Raw genomic sequence first — 21,122 nt, forward strand, 5'->3', positions numbered from 1 at the left:
TATGCGTCGTGCCCTGCTCTTCGCTTGCGCCCTGCTCGCCCTGCCGTTTGCGCAGGCCGCGGACCTTCATCCCTTCTCCGCCAGCTACACCGCCGACTGGAAGCAACTGCCCATGAGCGGCACCGCCGAACGCAGCCTGACCAAGGAAGCCAACGGCGTCTGGAAACTCAGCTTCAAGGCATCGATGATGATCGCCAGCCTGACCGAAGAAAGCACCCTGACCCTGGACAAGGACACGCTGCTGCCGCAGTCCTACCACTTCGAACGCGGTGGCCTGGGCAAAGCCAAGAAGGCTGATCTGGATTTCGACTGGACCAACAAGATGGTCACCGGCACCGATCGCGGTGACGCCGTCAAGCTCCCGCTCAACCGCGGCATGGTCGACAAGTCCACCTATCAACTGGCGCTGCAGCATGACGTGGCCTCCGGCAAGAAAAGCATGAGCTATCAGGTCGTCGATGCCGGCGAAGTCGATACCTATGACTTCCGCGTGCTGGGCTCGGAGAAAGTCGACACCAAGGCAGGCCAGATCGATGCGGTCAAGGTCGAGCGCGTGCGCGATCCGACACAAAGCAAGCGCATCACCGTGCTGTGGTTCGCCAAGGATTGGGATTACCTGCTGGTCCGTCTGCAACAGGTCGAAACCGACGGCAAGGAGTACAACATCATGCTCCTCGACGGTACGGTCAACGGCAAGACGGTCAAAGGCAGCTGATCCGGACCGACATGAAAGCCCCGCAAACGCGGGGCTTTTTTTCGTCTGGCGTTAAGCGGGGGGGGGGGGACAGGACAATGACAACTTTGAGCTGTGGCCAAATCGTCCGGCGAAAAATAGGAACGCGAACGTGAAGGAATACTCTATAAATTCAGGGTCTTTTTTGATCGAATGACTTTTCCTGATCCCTGCGAGGTTTCCCATGACCGTTACCGTCAATACTGTCTCCGCCGAAGGTTTTCGTCACAGCGTCCAGATCGATGACCATGAACTGTTTGCCGATGTTCCCAAGTCGTCCGGTGGCGAAGGCACCGCGCCAGAGCCCCATGACTATTTCGACGCGGCCCTCGGCGCCTGCAAGGCCCTGACCCTGAAACTGTATGCGAAGAAGAAGGGCATCCCACTGACCGGCGTCGGGGTCGAGGTCAAGCGCGACAACAGTGAAGAGCAGAAAGGCAAATATGCCCTGCACGTCAAACTCACGCTCAAGGGCGTACTCACCGACGCCCAGCGCGACGAGCTGCACCGCGTGGCCGACCGCTGCCCGGTACATAAGCTGATGACCACCTCTGAAGTCAGCATCGAGACTCATCTGTCCGAAGGCGCCTTCAGCCAATAGCGGCAACGGCTGCGCAAGCGGGTTATGCTCCCTGCGTCACCCGCTCAGCCTGGAACGCACCATGAACACTCCGCTCGTGATCCGCCCCCGCGCCGAAGATGTCGAAGGCCAGCCGATCCTTCGCCCTTTGCCGTCAGCCAAATGCCGCAACGTCGGGCCCTTCGTGTTTTTCGACCACATGCTCGAAACCCGTTATCCACCGGGCAAAGGCATGGACATCCGTCAGCATCCGCACATCGGGCTGTCCACCCTCACCTACCTGTTCGAAGGGCAAATCCAGCACAAGGACAGCCTCGGTTCCGATCAGGTGGTGAATGCCGGCGATGTCAGCTGGATGACCGCCGGCAGTGCGATTGCCCACGTCGAACGCACGCCCGAAGCCTTGAAGAACAGTGGCGGTACGATGCACGGCTTACAGATCTGGCTGGCTTCGCCCAAGGACCGTGAGCACGGCCCAGGACACTACAGCCACCATCCAGCAGCCACGCTGCCCGCCAGCGAAAACCTTGGCGTGAAGATACGAATGATCGCCGGGAAGGGCTTTTGCCTTGAATCACCGGTCCCGGTGCTTTCGCCTACGCTGTATGCCGAATTGAACCTGCAAACGGCGACCACGCTGCTGATTCCCACCGAGCATGAAGAACGGGCGCTGTATGTGTTGAGCGGCGAGGCGCAGCTTGATGGCGAGCTGCTGGCCCCCTACACGCTAGTAGTGCTGCCGGCCGGGGAAGAGATGACGCTGTTCGCCGAGAGTGACTGCCATGCCGTGCTGTTTGGCGGAGCGCCACTGGACGGGCCACGACGGATCAACTGGAACTTCGTGGCCAGTGATCCGGCGTTGATTGATGAAGCACGTCGGCGCTGGGCGGCCGGGGATTGGCCGACGGTGCCGGGGGAAAGTGAGCGGATTGAGTTGCCGAAACACCGAAGCCCGCCAACGCCCCTGTAACTGATCGGCTGATCGTTCCCACGCCGCGAGCGTCCCTAGAGGCATTCCCACGCAGAGCGTGGGAACGATCATCGTCCGGACCGAGAGCAGCAATCAGCCCTTGAACACTTCATCCAGCAAGTTATGCATCGACGTGAACGCGCGAGCCGCGGTTTTCGCGTCATACATCATCATGCCCGGCACGTTGGCATGCGGGTCGGTGAACGAATGCACCGCGCCGCCATAGCTCAGCAATTGCCAATCCACACCGGCGGCATTCATCTCAGCTTCAAACGCTGGCAGCTGCTCTTTCGGCACCAGCGGATCGGCAGCGCCATGCAGCACCAGCACCGAACCCTTGATGTTTTTCGCATCGTTCACGTTCGGCGTATCCAGCGTACCGTGGAACGACACCGCAGCCTTCACCGGCGCACCGCTACGCGCCAGCTCCAGCGCGCAGCAACCACCGAAGCAGAAACCAAAAGTCGCCAGTTTCGAGGTATCGACCGCCGCCTCGCCCTGCCCTTGCAGTTGTTCGAAGGCTGCCTGCATGCGTTTGCGCAGTAAGGCGCGATCATTCTTCAGCGGCATCATCGCCGCGCCTGCCTCGTCGCCGTTCTGCGGACGAACCGATTGCCCGTACAGATCCGCGATCAGCACCACATAACCCTTGGATGCCACCGATTTGGCAATCTCCTCGGCGCCGACGCTGACGCCCATCCAGTTCGGCGCCATCAACAGACCCGGACGCGGGCCTTTATGGTCGGCATCGAAGGCCAGACGGCTTTCATACGATTGGCCGTCGATCTGATAGGCGACGGATCGAACAGTGATTTGGCTCATGACTGACTCCCAGTAAAAAAGCACCAGAATGAAAAAACCCGCCGAAGCGGGTTTTTATACAACGTGGTTAAACCGACAGTTCAACCAGCAGCTTGTTCAGACGACGCACATAAGCGGCCGGGTCTTTCAAGCTGTCGCCGGCCGCCAGGGCCGCCTGATCGAACAGAATGTGCGACAGGTCGCCGAAGCGCTCGTCGCTCTGCTCGTTGTCGAGCTTCTCGATCAGCGGGTGAGCCGGGTTGAATTCGAAGATCGGCTTCGAATCCGGAACCTTCTGACCGCTGGCTTCCAGGATCTGACGCATTTGCAGGCCCAGGTCCTGCTCGCCGATGGCCAGAATCGCCGGGGAATCGGTCAGGCGATGGGAAACCCGCACTTCAGCAACGGACTCACCCAAAGCGGTCTTGAGACGCTCAACCAGGCCTTCTTTGGACTTGGCGACTTCTTCCGCGGCTTTCTTGTCTTCTTCCGAATCCAGGTTGCCGAGGTCCAGGTCACCGCGTGCCACGTCGACAAAGCTCTTGCCGTCGAAGTCGCTGAGGTAGCTCATCAGCCACTCGTCGATACGGTCGGTCAGCAGCAGCACTTCGATGCCTTTCTTGCGGAAAACTTCCAGGTGCGGGCTGTTTTTGACTTGCGCGTAGGTTTCGCCGGTCAGGTAGTAGATCTTGTCCTGACCTTCCTTGGTACGAGCCAGGTAGTCGGCCAGACTTACAACCTGCTCACCGTCATCGCCCTGAGTGGACGCGAAACGCAGCAGACCGGCAATTTTTTCTTTGTTGGCGAAGTCTTCTGCCGGACCTTCTTTCATGACCTGACCGAAGTTCTTCCAGAAGCCTTTGTATTGCTCAGGCTCGTTCTTCGCCAGTTTTTCCAGCATGTCCAGAACGCGCTTGGTCAGCGCCGATTTCATGGAGTCGATGATCGGGTCTTTCTGCAGGATTTCCCGCGACACGTTCAGCGACAGGTCGTTGGAATCGACCACACCTTTGATGAAGCGCAGGTACAGCGGCAGGAACGACTCAGCCTGATCCATGACGAACACGCGCTGCACGTACAGCTTCAGGCCTTTCGGCGCTTCACGCTGGTACAGATCGAACGGAGCACGGGTCGGCACATAAAGCAGCGAGGTGTACTCGAGCTTGCCCTCGACTTTGTTGTGGCTCCAGCTCAGCGGGTTTTCGAAATCGTGAGCGACGTGCTTGTAGAACTCCTGGTATTCCTCGTCCTTCACTTCAGTGCGAGGGCGAGTCCACAGGGCGCTGGCGCGGTTGACGGTTTCCCACTCAACGGCAGGCTTCTCTTCGCCTTCGGCGGCTGCAACTTCTTTCGGCAACTCGATCGGCAAGGCGATGTGGTCGGAATACTTCTTGATGATGTTGCGCAGGCGCCAGCCATCGGCGAACTCGTCTTCGCCGGATTTCAGGTGCAGAACGATACGGGTGCCGCGATCAGCTTTTTCGACGGTGGCGATTTCAAATTCGCCTTCGCCCTTGGACGACCAGTGCACACCTTCGCTGGCAGCGAGGCCGGCACGGCGGCTGAATACGTCAACTTTATCGGCGACGATGAACGCCGAGTAGAAACCAACACCGAACTGACCGATCAGGTGCGAGTCTTTTTTCTGATCACCAGACAGGTGCTTCATGAAATCGGCGGTACCGGACTTGGCGATGGTGCCCAAGTGAGTGACCGCATCTTCACGGCTCATGCCGATGCCGTTGTCTTCGAGGGTGACGGTTTTAGCGTCCTTGTCGAAGCTCACACGGATTTTCAGCTCAGCGCCGCCTTCCAGCAATTCAGGCTTGGCCAGCGCTTCAAAACGTAATTTATCGACAGCGTCAGAGGCGTTCGAGATCAATTCGCGAAGGAAGATTTCCTTGTTGGAATACAGCGAATGGATCATGAGGTGCAGCAGCTGCTTCACCTCGGTCTGGAAGCCCAGGGTTTCCTTTTGAGTTTCCACACTCATGGTCATCAAACTCCAATCAGATGGCAGTGGCCGCGACCTTGAGGGTCGGCGGCGGGTTGTCCTCAGAGTTGGGGGCTGAGATCAGGATTTCAAGGGCTCTTCGATTTTGAAGTGGGCCCGGGCCGTGGCAATGGGCTCGGCTTCAGTGCTTTGCCAGGCGGTAATCGCCACGTTCGCCACCCGCCGCCCCTGGCGACAAACCTGGCATCGGGCCCAGGTATCGCGAAACTGCCCCGCGCGCAGGTAGTCGAGGGAGAAGTCGATAATCTTCGGCACACCGGGCGAGCCGGTGAAAATCAACAAGTGCAGCGCCGCCGAGAGCTCCATGAACCCGGCAATCACCCCACCATGAATCGCTGGCAGTAAAGGGTTACCAATGTTGTCCTTGTTGGCCGGCAGACGAAACAGCAGCTCATCTCCTACCCGCGAACATTCGACGCCGATCAGCTCGGCGTAAGGAATCAGCTGCAGCAGCGCGGCGTAGTCCCCCTGAGCATGGGCCTGTTGAAGCTGCTCCTTGAACGTGTCGGTCATTTCGTACCTCCGGAAATGGCGCCGCCAAAGCCTTTAGCGCCTTTGAGACCCTTGCCCATGCGCATGAAGGTGCCCACTACATGAGCGATGGGCTGTTCGGGGTCGTCCTGATAGGCAAAACCGCGCGCAAAAATCACATCGGTAGTCACTCGGTAGCATTGGGCGAAGCCGTAAACGTCCTTGTGTGGCTCGGCGGCATGCATGTAGTCGATGCGCAAGTCGAGCGTCGGGCAGACTTCGAACTCAGGCAGCACGCAGAGGGTGGCCATGCCGCAGGCGGTGTCCATCAGCGAGGTCAGCGCACCGCCATGAATCACCCCGGTTTGCGGGTTGCCGACGATCTGCGGGCTATACGGCAGAATCACCGTCAGCCCTTCGCTGCTGGCGCTGTGAAGGCGCATGCCGAGTACCTGACAATGGCGCAACGCCGACAGGAATCGCATCGCACGCTCAAAAACGGGGTTTTCGGCCATTTGGTAAACGCTCCTTAGTGTCCGGGCGAAGTAGCCGGCTCTTAAGTAAAAGTTCCGTAGCAAAACAAACTTATATATCTGAATGATTTAAGGAACTTAACCCTGGTCGCTGTGCTCGAAAGGCCAGTAGATATTTTCCATCAGGAGAAACACCCCATGCGTAAGACTTTAGCTATTGCCTTGATGTTGACCGCTTCCCTCGGTCTCGCCGCTTGCGGTAAAAAATCCGAGGACAAAGCTCAAGAAGCCACCCAACATACAGAGCAAGCTCAGGAAAAAATGAGCGAAGCTCAGGATAAAGTGAACGAGGCGGCAAAAGAAAACGCTGAAGCTGCCAAAGCTCAGACTGAATCGAACGAAGCAGCGGCAAAAGAAGCCGCTCCAGAAGCACCTAAAAACTAAAAGCGTTTTTAGTGATAAAAGAAAACCCGCCAAGTGCGGGTTTTCTTTTATCTGAAATTTTGCTCGAAACGCGTCCTTAGAGCAAAACAGTCCTAAAAGTCGGACTAATCATTAGCAACAACGAACACACTAATCCGACGAACCACACCAGACTTCGCTGCCAGGCCAGATCAGCCCAATAACACAGTAAGTAGATAACGCGCGCGATCACGAAGGCGATCGCCAGTGCATCGATCAGCCATCCCGCCGTTTGCGTGGTGTGCGCCATCAACACCCCGACCGCAAACAAAATGAACGCCTCGAAACTGTTCTGGTGGGCCGCCAATGCCCGGGCGCCGAAACCTGTGAGATGCGCCTGTTGTTGACGCGGCAGGTGATTGTTGTAACCGCCCTGCTCTTTCATCGCCTTGGCCACCGGCATGCGCGCCACGAAAATCAACAAGGCGCTGATAAACACACACCAGAATGGAATACTCATCAAGCCGCCTCTTTGTTCAGCTCAGGCAATGGCGCCTCTGTAGGTGTATAGACCATCACGTCAAGAACGTCGGAGTGAAACTCGCGGCGATACAATACCAACACGACACCGGCGCTCATCAACATGAACAACCAGGGGCTGACAAACCACGCCAGCATGCTCATGCCGAAGTAATAGGAACGCAGACCGAAGTTGAACTGGTTGGCCGCCATGGAGATGACACGGGCGGCTCGGGAAGCAAAGGCGTTACGCTCTTGCTCGGACACATGCCGCTCACCGATCATCGGTGCCGAACCCACGAGAATGGCCGCAAAGTTGTACTGACGCATGCACCAGCTGAACGTAAAGAACGCATAGACAAACACTAGCGCCAGGCACAACAACTTGATCTCCGACATGCCTTGGGAAGCCTGTTGCACCATCGGGATATCCGCAAGCAACGACACGGCTCTTTCGGATGCACCCAACACCGTGAGAATACCGGCCAGGATAATCAACGTGCTGGAAGCGAAGAACGAGGCGTTGCGCTCCAGGTTACCGATCACGCTGGCATCGGCGATGCGGTTGTCGCGCAACAGCATGCGGCGCATCCAGTCTTCGCGGTACAGGTGCAGCACACTGGCCAGGCATGCGGTGTCACGGCCCTTCCATGTCGCGTAACGGGTGTAGCCACCCCAGCAGACGACAAACCAGAGCGCGGCGAGGATGTGGATCAGATTGGCGTGGATGAACGACATGCAGTTCCTTGTGATGTGTAGACGATAATGAAACCTGCGGATAGTGCTTCGACGTTAACCCAAGGAAAAAGACACTGCATCACACGCATAAAAAATGCCCCGTATCGATTGATACGGGGCATTTCCATTTGTAGCTCAAGCCCGCTTGTGGCGGGTCATGAAGCGGCTTAAGCCAGCGCTTCTTCGCGCTTGCCCAGCAGACGGTCGCAAACCACGGCAACCACCAGGGTCATGAACGACGGCACCAGCCACGCCAGACCCTGCTCGCTCAGCGGCAGGTGAGCCAGTTGAGTCGGCATCCAGTCGGCGAGACCGGCGCCCTTGAGGGCGTCGATCATGCCGAAAATGAACGACACCAGCATCACCGGACCGACGATGCGACCCTGCTCATGCCAGAAGTCCTTGCAGAAGCTCAGAGCCACCAGGGCGATGCACGGCGGGTAGATGGCGGTCAGTACCGGAATCGAGAACGCAATCAGCTTGGTGAGGCCCAGGTTGGACACCAGCAGGGAGAACGCGGCCAGGATAATCACCAGCGTCTTGTAGGACAGTGGCAGCACACGGCTGAAGTATTCGGCACAGGCGCAGGTCAGACCGACCGCAGTCACCAGGCAGGCCAGGGAGATCAGCACCGCGAGGAAACCGCTGCCGAGCGAACCGAAGGTGTGCTGCACGTAGGCGTGCAATACCGCCGCGCCGTTGGTGGCACCGGCGGCCACTTCATGGCTGCCCGAGCCGAGACGGAACAGGCTGACGTAAACCAGCGCCAGACCTACACCGGCAATCAGCCCGGCGATGATCGCGTAACGGGTGATCAACACCGGCGATTCCACGCCACGGGAGCGGATCGCATTGACGATGACAATGCCGAATACCAGCGCACCCAGGGTATCCATGGTCAGGTAACCATTGATGAAGCCCTGGGAGAACGGTGCCGCCACATATTCAGGGGTAGCCACGCCAATGTTACCGGCCGGCAACGCGAACGCTGCGATGCCGAGAACGGCCAGGGCGATGATTTTCAGCGGTGCGAGGAACCGTCCTACGGTGTCCAGCAGACGGCCCGGATAGAGCGAGATGAAGAACACCAGCAGGAAGTACACCGAGCTATAGAGAAACAGCGCCAGCGGGCTCTCGCCGGTCAGCGGCGCCAGACCCACTTCGAACGACACGGTCGCGGTGCGTGGTGTCGCGAACAACGGGCCGACAGCGAGGTAGCACGCGGCTGCCAGCAGGCCCCCGGCGATTTTACCGATCGGGCTGCTCAAGGCATCCATTGCACCACCGACCTTGGCCAGGGCGACCACGGTGATCACCGGCAGACCGACTGCGGTGATCAGAAAACCCAGCGCCGCCATCCAGACATTAGGCCCGGACTGCAAACCGACGATAGGCGGGAAGATGATGTTGCCAGCCCCGACGAACAGGGCAAATGTCATGAAGCCCAGTGCCAGGATGTCCTGGCCTTTCAACACTTTCATTAAGGAAATACCACACTACTGAATCGGAATTTAGAGAGGGATTTCCCTTATGGGTGAGGGAAATGCTGTCGATCCGTATAGGACTGACCCGTTTAGCGCGCCGCAGCCTTGTGGGCCGCAAACGCAAAATGGCGGCTAGCCTACCGAATTTGCCCACCAAACGCACTATTACGGGGCGAACTATCCGATACGCGACATTTCAGTGTCGTGTTTACATATCTAATTTTCACAACCTCCCTCGCCACAGAAAGCGCTGCGAATATCTCAAACCCCGGAAATGACAAAGGCCACCCGAAGGTGGCCTTTGTTTGGTGGAGCGTCAGTTAAGCGCGAGGCTTACTTGACGGCCCAACCGGTCAGCTCGGCCAGGGCCTTGCCGATGTCTGCCAGCGAACGCACGGTTTTAACGCCTGCGTCTTGCAGAGCAGCGAATTTCTCGTCTGCAGTGCCTTTGCCGCCAGAGATGATTGCGCCAGCATGGCCCATGCGCTTGCCCGGAGGAGCAGTCACACCAGCGATGTAGGAAACAACCGGCTTGGTCACGTGTGCCTTGATGTAGGCAGCCGCTTCTTCTTCAGCCGAACCGCCGATCTCGCCGATCATCACGATCGCTTCGGTCTTCGGGTCTTCCTGGAACAGCTTCAGGATGTCGATGAAGTTCGAACCCGGGATCGGGTCACCACCGATGCCGACGCAAGTCGACTGACCGAAACCGGCGTCAGTAGTCTGCTTCACAGCTTCGTAGGTCAGGGTGCCGGAACGGGAAACGATACCGACCTTGCCTGGCAAGTGAATGTGACCTGGCATGATGCCGATCTTGCATTCGCCTGGAGTGATCACGCCTGGGCAGTTAGGACCGATCAGGACTACGCCCAGCTCGTCGCACTTGACCTTGGCATCCAGCATGTCCAGGGTAGGAATGCCTTCAGTGATGCAAACGATCAGCTTGATGCCGCCGAAGGCTGCTTCCAGGATGGAGTCCTTGCAGAAAGGAGCTGGAACGTAGATCACGCTGGCGGTGGCGCCAGTAGCAGCTACAGCGTCTTTCACGGTGTTGAATACTGGCAGGCCCAGGTGCTCGGTGCCGCCTTTGCCTGGAGTTACGCCGCCAACCATCTTGGTGCCGTACTCGATGGCTTGCTGGGTGTGGAAACTACCTTGCGAACCGGTAATACCCTGGCAGATAACTTTGGTGTCTTTATTGATCAGGACGCTCATTATTTGCCCTCCGCAGCTTTGACAACTTGTTGAGCAGCGTCGGTCAGGCTGGTAGCAGCGATGATGTTCAAACCGCTTTCTGCCAGTACTTTAGCGCCCAGCTCAGCGTTGTTGCCTTCAAGGCGAACAACAACCGGGATTTTCACGCCGACTTCTTTCACAGCGCCGATGATGCCTTCGGCAATCATGTCGCAACGAACGATGCCGCCGAAGATGTTGACCAGTACTGCAGCGACGTTAGTGTCGGACAGGATGATCTTGAACGCTTCGGTTACGCGTTCTTTGGTAGCACCGCCGCCCACGTCGAGGAAGTTGGCTGGTTTGCCGCCATGCAGGTTGACGATGTCCATGGTACCCATGGCCAGGCCAGCACCGTTGACCATGCAACCGATGTTGCCTTCCAGTGCTACGTAGTTCAGTTCGAACTTGGCAGCGTGCGCTTCGCGCGGATCGTCTTGCGACGGATCGTGGAAAGTCTTCAGCTTAGGCTGACGGTACATGGCGTTGGCGTCGATGTTGATCTTGGCATCGAGGCAGTGCAGATCGCCGTCAGCCTTGATCACCAGCGGGTTCACTTCCAGCAGAGCCAGGTCGTGATCCTTGAACAGCTTGGCCAGACCTACGAAGATCTTGGCGAACTGAGCAACTTGCTTGCCTTCCAGACCCAGCTGGAATGCCAGCTCGCGACCCTGGAATGGCTGAGCGCCAACCAGTGGATCGATAGTGGCTTTCAGAATTTTTTCTGGAGTGTCGTGAGCAATTTTCTCGATGTCCACGCCACCTTCGGTGGAAGCCATGAACACGATGCGACGGCTCGAACGGTCAACGACAGCGCCCAGGTACAGCTCTTTAGCGATATCAGTGCACGATTCAACCAGGATTTTGGTGACTGGCTGACCATTGGCGTCAGTCTGGTAAGTCACCAGACGCTTGCCCAGCCACTGCTGTGCGAATGCTTTAGCGTCTTCTTTGCTGCGAACCAGCTTTACGCCGCCCGCTTTACCGCGACCACCGGCGTGAACCTGGGCTTTGACAACCCATTCGCTGCCGCCGATTTTGTCGCAAGCTTCTGCTGCTGCTTCCGGGGTGTCTACCGCGTAACCGGTGGATACTGGCAGGCCGTACTCAGCGAACAGCTGCTTACCCTGATACTCGTGAAGATTCATGCTTATTACCGTCTTCGTTAGGTACTGCGCATTCGGTGCTGCACTCATTCAAGTGCCGCACCACCTGTGACTGCTGCTTGCGTAACCTTTCCGGGTACCCGGTGCAGCTACGCAAGACTGCGTCCAGCGGACATTCCGCGGTGAGTCTTGCTCGCAAGGCTCACGACGGGCCGTACCGCCGTGGTTTCTTATTATCCGCTTAGCGTTTCTTGCGGTTGGCGATGTGGATGGCGCCGCCATTCACTGCCAACGCTGCTTCGTGCAAGGCTTCAGACAGGGTCGGATGGGAGAAAACCATCATGCCCAGGTCTTCAGCGCTGGTGCCGAATTCCATGCCGATCGCGCCCTGCTGAACCAGTTCTGCGGCGCTCGGGCCAATCACGTGGACGCCCAATACGCGGTCAGTCTTGGCATCAGCGATGACCTTGACGAAACCACCGGTATCGTTGGCGGCCATGGCACGGCCAGAGGCTGCGAACGGGAAGGTGCCGACGTTAACTTCTACGCCTTCAGCTTTCAAGGCCTGCTCGGTTTTACCGACCCACGCGATTTCCGGGTGAGTATAAATAACCGAAGGGATCAGGTCATAGTTCATCTGGGCTTTATGGCCCTTGATGCGCTCGACAACCATGATGCCCTCTTCCGAGGCTTTGTGAGCCAGCATCATGCCGCGAACCACGTCACCGATGGCGTAAACGCCCGGTACGGTGGTGGCGCAGTGATCGTCAACGTGCACGAAACCGCGCTCGTCCAGGGTCACGCCGCAATCGGCAGCCAGCAGATCAGTGGTCACCGGACGGCGACCAACGGCTACGATCAGCTTGTCGAAAGTGATGTTCTGTTCGCCGTTGGCATCGGTGTAGTTCACAACGACTTCGTCGCCGTTCACTTTGGAACCGGTCACGCGAGCGCCCAGCTTGATGTCCAGACCCTGTTTGGTCAGGGTTTTCAGCGCTTCCTTGGAAACAGCGGTGTCCGCTGCCATCAGGAAGGTATCCAGTGCTTCGAGAACGGTGACTTCAGCGCCCAGACGGGACCATACCGAACCCAGTTCCAGACCGATAACACCAGCGCCGATTACACCCAGGCGTTTTGGTACGGATTGGAATTCCAGAGCGCCAGTCGAATCGACGATCACATTCTGGTCGACCGGAGCCGGTGGAATGTCGATCGGACGCGAGCCCGGAGCCAGGATGACGTTTTCGGCTTCGATGACTTCAACCGAACCGTCAGGCTTGGTGACTTCGACTTTCTTGCCAGCCAGCAGTTTGCCGTGGCCCTGGATCGAAGTGACGCCGTTAGCCTTGAACAGCGTTGCAACGCCGGAGGTCAGGCCTTTGACGATGTTGGCTTTACGGCCGACCATTGCTGGCACGTCCATGGTCACGCCAGCGTGGTTGATACCGTGGATCGCGAAGCCGTCTTGCGCTTCGTGAAACTTCCAGGAGCTGTCCAGCAGCGCCTTGGATGGAATGCAGCCGACGTTCAGGCAAGTACCGCCGAGGGCCAGTTTGCCTTCCTTGTCGGTGTATTTCTCGATGCAGGCAGTGGTGAGGCCCAGTTGCGCTGCTTTAATGGCAGCCACGTAGCCGCCAGGACCCGCGCCAATCACTACCACGTCGAATTTCTGAGTCATGTGTCATTCCTTCTCGAATCAAACCGGACGGCCCCTTTTGAGGACCGTCGTGGGACGAAGCTGGTCATTACAGAAGGGCCGTCCATCATTGAACGGCCCGTGCAACGAAATCAGATATCCAGCAGCAAACGAGCCGGGTCTTCCAGCAGGTTCTTGATGGTCACCAGGAAGGTCACAGCTTCTTTGCCATCGATCAGACGGTGATCGTAGGACAGCGCCAGGTACATCATCGGACGGATAACGACTTGACCGTTGATCGCCATAGGACGCTGGATGATGTTGTGCATACCCAGAATCGCAGCCTGCGGCGGGTTGACGATCGGAGTCGACATCATCGAACCGAAAGTACCGCCGTTGGTGATGGTGAACGTGCCGCCGGTCATTTCTTCCATCGACAGTTTGCCGTCACGGGCTTTCTTGCCGAAGGTAGCGATGCCGCCTTCGATTTCAGCCAGGCTCATCAGTTCGGCGTTACGCAGAACCGGTACAACCAGACCGCGGTCGCTGGAAACAGCCACACCAACGTCGGCGTAGCCGTGGTAAACGATGTCGGCACCGTCGATCGACGCGTTGACAGCCGGGAAGCGTTTCAGCGCTTCGGTAGCCGCTTTCACGAAGAACGACATGAAGCCCAGGCGTACGCCGTTGTGGGACTTCTCGAACAGGTCCTTGTACTTCGAACGCAGGGCCATGACTTCGGTCATGTCGACTTCGTTGAAAGTGGTCAGCATGGCCATGTTCGATTGAGCTTCAACCAGACGCTCGGCAACCTTGGCACGCAGACGGGTCATCGGAACGCGTTTTTCTACGCGGTCGCCAGCAGCGAATACCGGAGCCGAAGCAGCCGGTGCAGCAGCCTTGGCAGGTGCAGCAGCCGGAGCGGCTTTCTTGGCGGCAACAGCTGCTACCACGTCTTCCTTGGTCACACGACCGCCTTTGCCAGTACCGGCAACGGAAGCGATGTTGATGCCGTTTTCTTCAGCCAGCTTGCGAGCAGCCGGTGCAGCAACAGGATCGTCTTCGCCCGCTTCGGCAGGAGCAGCGGCAGCAGCGGCAGGTGCAGCAGCGGCTGGAGCGGCGGCAGCACCGCCCTCACCGATGGAGCCCAGAACTTCGTCGGACAGAACGGTGTCGCCTTCGTTCTTGACGATCGCGCCCAGCACGCCATCAGCAGTGGCCAGAACTTCCAGTACGACTTTGTCGGTTTCGATGTCGACGATCAGTTCGTCACGCTTGACGGCGTCGCCCGGTTTTTTGTGCCAGGTGGCAACGGTGCCATCGGCAACCGATTCCGGGAAAGTGGGGGCTTTGATTTCGATAGCCATTATCTGTGGGTCCTTAAATTCGGTTTCAGGTGCGCGAAGGCGTTAAACAGTGAAAGCATCTTGCAGCAGTTGTTCCTGCTGCTCGGCGTGCATCGAAGCGTAACCGCAAGCAGGTGCGGCAGACGCCTCACGACCAGCGTATTCCAGGACCAGGCCTTGTTTATGGTTGGTCAGGCTGCGACGCATGTGATGCTGGCTGCTGTACCAGGCGCCCTGGTTCATCGGCTCTTCCTGGCACCAAACCACGTTTTCGAGGTTGGTGTAAGGGGCGAGAGCCTCCATCAGGTCGTCCTCAGGGAACGGATACAGCTGCTCGATACGCACGATGGCGATGTCTTCACGACCTTCGGCACGGCGTTTTTCCAGCAGGTCATAGTAGACCTTGCCGCTGCACAGGATCATGCGAGTGACCTTTTTCGGGTCAAGCGCATCGATTTCCGGGATCACGGTCTGGAACGAACCTTCGGCCAGATCTTCCAGGGTCGAGATGGCCAGCTTGTGACGCAGCAACGACTTCGGAGTCAGGACTACCAATGGTTTGCGCAGCGGGCGAATCACCTGACGACGCAGCAAGTGGTAGATCTGGGCCGGCGTAGTCGGCACGGCTACCTGAATGTTGTGCTCGGCGCACAGCTGCAGGTAACGCTCCAGACGAGCCGAGGAGTGCTCCGGACCCTGACCTTCATAACCGTGCGGCAACAGCATGGTCAGACCGCAGAGACGGCCCCACTTGTGCTCGCCACTGGTGATGAACTGGTCGATAACCACCTGGGCACCGTTGGCGAAGTCGCCGAACTGGGCTTCCCAGATAACCAGAGCGTTTGGCTCGGTGGTCGAATAACCGTATTCGAACGCCAGAACCGCTTCTTCGGACAGGAACGAATCGTACAGGTCGAAACGTGGCTGACCCTTGTACAGGTTTTGCAGCGGGATATAGGTACCCGCGTCTTTCTGGTTGTGCAAGACAGCGTGACGGTGCGAGAACGTACCGCGACCGATGTCCTGACCCGTCATGCGAATCGGGTGACCTTCGAACGCCAGGGTCGCGTACGCCATGGTTTCGGCGTAACCCCAGTTGATCGGCAGGCCGCCGGCTTGCATCTTCTGACGGTCTTCGTAGATTTTCGAGACCTGGCGCTGAACCACGAAGCCTTCCGGAATCTCCAGCAGCTTGGCGGACAGTTCCTGCAAGGTTTTCAGATCGAAGCGAGTATCGTGACGCGCGGTCCAGGCGTGGCCCAGATACGGACGCCAGTCCACGAACAACTCTTTGTTCGGCTCTTTGACCAGGCTTTTTACTACGTGCAGACCGTTGTCCAGCGCGTTGCGGTATTCGTCGACTTTCGCCTGAACACGCTCAGCGTCCAGCACCCCACTCTGGGTCAGACGATCGGCATACAGCTCACGGGTGGTGCGCTGCTTGGTGATCTGCTGATACATCAGAGGCTGGGTACCGCTTGGCTCGTCAGCCTCGTTGTGGCCGCGACGACGGTAGCAGACCAGATCGATCACCACGTCACGCTTGAACTGCATGCGGTAGTCGATGGCCAACTGGGTCACGAACAACACGGCTTCCGGATCATCACCATTCACATGGAGGATCGGCGCCTGGATCATCTTCGCAACGTCGGTCGCGTACTCAGTGGAGCGCGAGTCCAGCGGGTTGCTGATGGTGAAGCCGACCTGGTTGTTGATCACGATGTGCACGGTGCCGCCGGTCTTGAAACCGCGGGTCTGCGACATCTGGAAGGTTTCCATGACCACGCCTTGACCGGCGAATGCCGCGTCACCGTGGATGGAGATCGGCAGAACCTTTTCACCGGTAGGATCGTTACGACGATCCTGACGGGCACGGACCGAACCCTCGACCACTGGAGAAACGATTTCCAGGTGAGACGGGTTGAAAGCCATGGCCAGGTGAACTTCACCGCCGGTGGTCATGACGTTGGACGAGAAGCCCTGGTGATATTTAACGTCACCGGAACCCAGCTCGACCTTCTTCTTGCCTTCGAACTCGTCGAACAACTCGCGCGGGTTCTTGCCAAAGGTGTTGACCAGCACGTTCAGACGACCACGGTGGGCCATGCCGATGACGATTTCCTTGGTGCCGTAGGAGCCGGAACGCTGGATCAGTTCATCGAGCATCGGAATCAGGCTCTCGCCGCCTTCCAGACCGAAACGCTTGGTACCCGGATACTTGGTCCCAAGGTATTTTTCAAGACCTTCGCCGGCAGTGACGCGCTCGAGCAGGTGACTCTTGATGTCGGCGGAGTACGTCGGACGGCCGCGCACGCTTTCCAGACGCTGCTGGAACCACTGGCGCTGCTCGGAATCGGTGATGTGCGTAAATTCAGCGCCGATGGTGCGGCAATATGTCTGCTGCAACGCTTCGTGAATTTCGCGTAGGCTCGCCTCCTCTTTGCCGATGAACAGGTCGCCGGCACGGAAGGTCGTATCAAGATCGGCATTGGTCAAGCCGTAATGATTGATTGACAGGTCTGCAGGTGCAGGACGCTGCCACAGCCCCAGCGGGTCAAGCTGGGCTGCCTGGTGGCCACGCATACGGTAGGCCTGGATCAATCGCAGCACTTCAACTTGCTTCTTCTCGTGCTCACTGCTCACGCTGCCGGCGGAAACCGGTTGGGCGCGGCGCTGGTTCTTTGCCAGCAAGACGAAATGATCGCGAATTGTGGAGTGCGAAACATCGGTGGCAGTGTTGCCATCAGCAGGCAACTTCTGGAAGTAGGTGCGCCACTCTTCTGGCACAGCGTTAGGGTCGTGCAGGTAGAGCTCGTAGAGCTCTTCCACATAGGCAGCGTTACTACCGGAAAGGTAGGCGCTGTTCCACATGCGCTGCATCACGCTTTCTTGCATGCTTGGTCACCCTCGGTTAGGGGAACACCACCGGCGTCGACACCGAGCAAACTTGCAGAAGTCCGAATGCAGCGACTAAAACAAGCCACTTAGGATCACGCTGATAGTCCGGGTACCAGCCCGGATGCCCCTGCTTGTCTCATTTCTTCAAAATAAGAGCCGCAGCCTTATGGGCTGCTGCTCAGGTTAAAACTACGGCGCCGGTTGAAGCCTGCGCCGTAGCATCTACGGGTACAGCGGTTCTACGGGTACAGCAGCTGAATCACACGCCGCTTTGCAGCAGCATGTTACGGATGTGACCGATGGCCTTAGTCGGGTTCAGGCCTTTCGGACAAACGTTGACGCAGTTCATGATGCCCCGGCAGCGGAATACGCTGAACGGGTCATCCAGCGAAGCCAGACGCTCGGACGTCTTGGTGTCGCGGCTGTCTGCCAGGAAGCGGTACGCTTGCAGCAGGGCAGCCGGGCCCAGGAACTTGTCCGGGTTCCACCAGAAGGACGGGCACGAAGTCGAGCAGCAAGCGCACAGGATGCACTCGTACAGACCGTCGAGTTTTTCACGCTCTTCAGGGGACTGCAGACGCTCGATGGCCGGAGCCGGCGTGTCGTTCTGCAGGTATGGCTTAACCTTTTCGTATTGCTTGTAGAAGATGCTCATATCGACGACCAAGTCACGGATAACCGGCAAACCTGGCAGAGGACGAACGATCAGCTTGTTACCTTTTACGACGGCAGACAGCGGCGTGATGCACGCCAGACCGTTTTTGCCGTTGATGTTCATGCCGTCGGAACCGCAAACACCTTCACGGCAAGAGCGACGATAGGAGAAACCCTCGTCCTGCTCTTTGATCAGGGCCAGCACGTCCAGCACCATCAGGTCTTTACCACCGGTATCAACCTGGAATTCCTGCATGAACGGCGCAGCGTCCTGATCAGGGTTGTAACGATAAACACTGACTTGCAACATGGCGGCCACCCTTAATAAGTCCGAATCTTAGGTTCAAAAGTCGGAACAGTCTTCGGCGAGAAGTTCACTGCACGCTTGGCAACGCGCTTCTCACCCGGGAAGTACAGGGTGTGGCACAGCCAGTTTTCGTCGTCACGGTCTTCAAAGTCTTCACGGGCGTGAGCACCGCGGGACTCTTTACGTACTTCTGCAGCGATGGCGGTAGCTTCGGCCACTTCCAGCAGGTTCTGCAGCTCCAGCGCTTCGATACGCGCGGTGTTGAACGCCTGGCTCTTGTCGTTGATCTTGACGTTGGCGATACGGCCACGCAGATCAGCCAGTTGAGCAATACCCTTCTGCATGTATTCGCCAGTACGGAATACACCGAAGTAGTTCTGCATGCAGCTTTGCAGCTCGCGACGCAGGGTTGCCACGTCTTCACCATCGGTACGCTCGTTCAGAGCGGACAGACGCGACAGGGCCGCATTGATGTCGGCGTCGGTGGCGTCGTCGTATTCGATACCGTCGGTCAGCGCTTTTTCCAGGTGCAGACCGGCCGCACGACCGAAAACCACCAGATCGAGCAACGAGTTGCCGCCCAGACGGTTGGCACCGTGAACCGATACGCAAGCCACTTCACCAACCGCGAACAGGCCAGGAATGATGGTGTCCTTGCCTTCGGCGTCCTGAGTGATCGCCTGGCCATGAATGTTGGTGGCAACGCCGCCCATCATATAGTGGCAAGTCGGAACAACCGGAACCGGAGCGACGACCGGATCAACGTGCGCGAAAGTCTTGGACAGTTCGCAGATGCCTGGCAGACGGCTGTGCAGCACTTCCTCGCCCAGGTGGTCGAGCTTGAGCATTACGTGGTCGCCATTCGGACCGCAACCGTTGCCGGCGATGATTTCCTTAACCATCGAACGGGCAACCACGTCACGACCGGCAAGGTCTTTGGCGTTCGGAGCATAACGCTCCATGAAACGCTCGCCGTGCTTGTTGATCAGGTAACCACCTTCACCACGGCAACCTTCGGTTACCAGTACACCGGCGCCGGCGATGCCGGTCGGGTGGAACTGCCACATTTCGATGTCTTGTACCGGTACGCCGGCACGCAGCGCCATGCCAACGCCGTCACCGGTGTTGATCAGGGCGTTGGTGGTCGAAGCGTAGATACGACCTGCACCGCCGGTGGCCAGTACGGTGGCCTTGGCACGGATGTAGGTGGTTTCACCGGTTTCGATGCAGATCGCGATCACACCGACGAACTCGCCTTGACCGTTCTTTACCAGATCGACAGCGTAGTATTCGTTCAGGAACGTGGTGCCGGCTTTCAGGTTGCCCTGATAAAGGGTGTGCAGCAGCGCGTGACCGGTACGGTCGGACGCCGCGCAAGTACGTGCAGCCTGGCCGCCCTTGCCGTAGTCCTTGGACTGACCGCCGAACGGACGCTGGTAGATGCGACCGGTTTCGGTACGGGAGAACGGCAGGCCCATGTGGTCCAGTTCGAAAACTGCAGCCGGACCTTCCTGACACATGTATTCGATAGCGTCCTGGTCACCGATGTAGTCGGAACCCTTGACGGTATCGTACATGTGCCAGCGCCAGTCATCGTTCGGGTCCGCAGATGCAATGGCGCAAGTGATGCCGCCCTGGGCCGATACGGTGTGCGAACGAGTCGGGAAAACCTTGGTGATCACGGCAGTCTTGTGACCGCCTTGTGCCAGTTGCAGCGCTGCGCGCATGCCGGCACCGCCGCCACCAATAATGATGGCGTCGAAAGAAATCGTTGGAATGTTAGCCATGGATCAGATACCCCAGAGAATCTGCACACCCCAGACGAAGTAAGCGAACATCGCAACGCCGCATACCGCCTGGAAAAGGAAACGTACTGCAGTCGCGGACTTGCCCAGCGCCATCGGCGTCAGGTAGTCGGTCGCGATGGTCCACATGCCGACCCAGGCGTGAGCGCCCAGGGCCACAAGGGCCAGCAGACTGAAGATACGCATCCCGTTGTGGGCGAACAGGCCATGCCATTGGGCGTAGCCAATGCCAGGATTCGCAGCGAGGTATCCGATCAGGAAAATGAAATAAGCCGCGAGAACAACCGCAGACACACGTTGCGCCATCCAGTCATAGAGGCCCGAACGCGAAAGGTTCGTAACGCTGGTTACCATATCCAAACTCCTGCCAGAACGATCAACACCACGGAAACGGCGATGATAATTTTCGAGCCCAGGCGGCCGCCTTCCAGCGTCTCACCGATGCCCATGTCCATGATCAAGTGGCGCACACCGGCTACCAGGTGATACAGAAGAGCGGACAGGAGGCCCCATGCTACGAACTTGGCCAGCGGGCTGGTCAAGCATGCCTTCACCTCGGCAAAACCTTCCTCGGAACCCAGAGACTTGCCCAATGCATAAAGCATGAAGCCAAGGCCCAGGAAGAGGATGATGCCGGAAACACGGTGAAGAAACGACGTAACGCCGGTGATGGGGAGTTTGATGGTCCTTAGGTCTAGGTTTACAGGTCGTTGGCTTTTCACGGCTTTTTTTTCACACTGAAGAGCCCCTAACAATCAGGGCAAAGTTGTTGGGGAGTGCACTGGTCAGGTAACCACCACCCAGGGATGCGACCCCCAATAAAGCAGGCCCAAAAGCCCCTGGCGGTCGGTGGCCGAGTATAGACAGTTAGGCTACTAATGACAACGCGTTCACCTTCCCCTAATAGCGGATTGCACAAGTGACATAAAAGGCGTAAACGGCAGACAATTTC

20 protein-coding genes are annotated in these 21,122 nt (G+C 58.0%); 4 read left to right on the plus strand and 16 right to left on the minus strand.

The genetic code is table 11. From position 1 onward, the window contains the following. Window position 1: 1 nt before the first annotated feature. The 3 genes from F475_RS17505 to F475_RS17515 all read left to right on the plus strand — a co-directional run bounded on the left by F475_RS17505 (window position 2) and on the right by F475_RS17515 (window position 2,283). Complete coding sequence (locus F475_RS17505) at window positions 2–715, plus strand: DUF3108 domain-containing protein (RefSeq protein WP_064619375.1); 714 nt, start codon at window positions 2–4, stop codon at window positions 713–715. A 202-nt stretch (window positions 716–917) separates the two neighbouring features. Next, window positions 918–1,334 carry an OsmC family protein gene (locus F475_RS17510; protein ID WP_007936063.1) on the plus strand — a complete coding sequence of 139 codons (417 nt, stop codon included), beginning with the start codon at window positions 918–920 and terminating at the stop codon, window positions 1,332–1,334. Window positions 1,335–1,395: 61 nt separating this feature from the next. Continuing rightward, complete coding sequence (locus F475_RS17515; RefSeq protein ID WP_111454372.1) at window positions 1,396–2,283, plus strand: pirin family protein; 888 nt, start codon at window positions 1,396–1,398, stop codon at window positions 2,281–2,283. Window positions 2,284–2,376: 93 nt separating this feature from the next. Here the strand turns inward: F475_RS17515 and F475_RS17520 are convergent, their stop codons facing one another. From F475_RS17520 to F475_RS17535, 4 genes are all read right to left on the minus strand, one after another. Next, window positions 2,377–3,105: a dienelactone hydrolase family protein gene (locus F475_RS17520; protein ID WP_086945838.1), complete on the minus strand. Its 729-nt coding sequence runs from the start codon at window positions 3,103–3,105 to the stop codon at window positions 2,377–2,379. 67 nt (window positions 3,106–3,172) lie between these two features. Then, entirely contained in the window at window positions 3,173–5,077 is a 1,905-nt protein-coding gene (htpG, locus tag F475_RS17525; protein WP_064621333.1) for a molecular chaperone HtpG, read from the minus strand. An 81-nt stretch (window positions 5,078–5,158) separates the two neighbouring features. After that, a complete protein-coding gene (locus F475_RS17530) occupies window positions 5,159–5,611 on the minus strand; it encodes a PaaI family thioesterase (protein ID WP_019579626.1) in 453 nt (150 codons plus the stop codon). After that, a complete protein-coding gene (locus tag F475_RS17535; protein ID WP_111454373.1) occupies window positions 5,608–6,084 on the minus strand; it encodes a PaaI family thioesterase in 477 nt (158 codons plus the stop codon). The genes F475_RS17530 and F475_RS17535 overlap by 4 nt, the downstream gene beginning before the upstream one ends. Before the next feature lie 156 nt (window positions 6,085–6,240). Between F475_RS17535 and F475_RS17540 the strand changes: the two genes are divergently transcribed. Then, on the plus strand, window positions 6,241–6,486 hold the full coding sequence (locus tag F475_RS17540) for a hypothetical protein (protein WP_064619386.1): 246 nt from the start codon (window positions 6,241–6,243) through the stop codon (window positions 6,484–6,486). A 76-nt stretch (window positions 6,487–6,562) separates the two neighbouring features. Here the strand turns inward: F475_RS17540 and F475_RS17545 are convergent, their stop codons facing one another. The 12 genes from F475_RS17545 to sdhC form a co-directional block, all read right to left on the minus strand. Further along, window positions 6,563–6,964, minus strand: coding sequence for an MAPEG family protein (locus F475_RS17545; protein WP_111454374.1), 402 nt, complete (start codon window positions 6,962–6,964; stop codon window positions 6,563–6,565). After that, window positions 6,964–7,701 (minus strand): DUF599 domain-containing protein, encoded by a 738-nt coding sequence (locus F475_RS17550; protein ID WP_018925112.1) that lies wholly within the window; start codon window positions 7,699–7,701, stop codon window positions 6,964–6,966. Before F475_RS17550 ends, F475_RS17545 begins: the two co-directional genes overlap by 1 nt. 167 nt (window positions 7,702–7,868) lie before the next feature. Further along, complete coding sequence (brnQ, locus tag F475_RS17555) at window positions 7,869–9,182, minus strand: branched-chain amino acid transport system II carrier protein (protein ID WP_111454375.1); 1,314 nt, start codon at window positions 9,180–9,182, stop codon at window positions 7,869–7,871. 336 nt (window positions 9,183–9,518) lie between these two features. Then, entirely contained in the window at window positions 9,519–10,400 is an 882-nt protein-coding gene (gene sucD / locus F475_RS17560) for a succinate--CoA ligase subunit alpha (protein WP_007919877.1), read from the minus strand. Continuing rightward, the gene (gene sucC, locus F475_RS17565) at window positions 10,400–11,566 is read right to left on the minus strand and encodes an ADP-forming succinate--CoA ligase subunit beta (protein WP_007919879.1); all 1,167 of its coding nucleotides are present in this window, start codon (window positions 11,564–11,566) and stop codon (window positions 10,400–10,402) included. The genes sucD and sucC overlap by 1 nt, the downstream gene beginning before the upstream one ends. A 199-nt stretch (window positions 11,567–11,765) precedes the next feature. Continuing rightward, the gene (gene lpdA / locus F475_RS17570; protein WP_018925110.1) at window positions 11,766–13,202 is read right to left on the minus strand and encodes a dihydrolipoyl dehydrogenase; all 1,437 of its coding nucleotides are present in this window, start codon (window positions 13,200–13,202) and stop codon (window positions 11,766–11,768) included. A gap of 110 nt (window positions 13,203–13,312) precedes the next feature. Then, window positions 13,313–14,527, minus strand: a complete 1,215-nt coding sequence (gene odhB / locus F475_RS17575; protein WP_018925109.1) for a 2-oxoglutarate dehydrogenase complex dihydrolipoyllysine-residue succinyltransferase — start codon at window positions 14,525–14,527, stop codon at window positions 13,313–13,315. Window positions 14,528–14,569: 42 nt separating this feature from the next. Continuing rightward, window positions 14,570–17,401, minus strand: coding sequence for a 2-oxoglutarate dehydrogenase E1 component (locus tag F475_RS17580; protein WP_018925108.1), 2,832 nt, complete (start codon window positions 17,399–17,401; stop codon window positions 14,570–14,572). Window positions 17,402–17,663: 262 nt separating this feature from the next. Continuing rightward, window positions 17,664–18,368, minus strand: coding sequence for a succinate dehydrogenase iron-sulfur subunit (locus F475_RS17585; RefSeq protein WP_018925107.1), 705 nt, complete (start codon window positions 18,366–18,368; stop codon window positions 17,664–17,666). 11 nt (window positions 18,369–18,379) lie between these two features. Continuing rightward, window positions 18,380–20,152, minus strand: a complete 1,773-nt coding sequence (gene sdhA, locus F475_RS17590) for a succinate dehydrogenase flavoprotein subunit (protein WP_018925106.1) — start codon at window positions 20,150–20,152, stop codon at window positions 18,380–18,382. Between the two features lie 3 nt (window positions 20,153–20,155). After that, window positions 20,156–20,524 carry a succinate dehydrogenase, hydrophobic membrane anchor protein gene (sdhD, locus tag F475_RS17595; RefSeq protein WP_003210573.1) on the minus strand — a complete coding sequence of 123 codons (369 nt, stop codon included), beginning with the start codon at window positions 20,522–20,524 and terminating at the stop codon, window positions 20,156–20,158. Then, entirely contained in the window at window positions 20,518–20,892 is a 375-nt protein-coding gene (gene sdhC / locus F475_RS17600; RefSeq protein WP_015096190.1) for a succinate dehydrogenase, cytochrome b556 subunit, read from the minus strand. Before sdhC ends, sdhD begins: the two co-directional genes overlap by 7 nt. Window positions 20,893–21,122 lie beyond the last annotated feature (230 nt).

It is taken from the genome of Pseudomonas sp. URMO17WK12:I6 (genome assembly GCF_003253625.1).
GTDB lineage: Bacteria > Pseudomonadota > Gammaproteobacteria > Pseudomonadales > Pseudomonadaceae > Aquipseudomonas.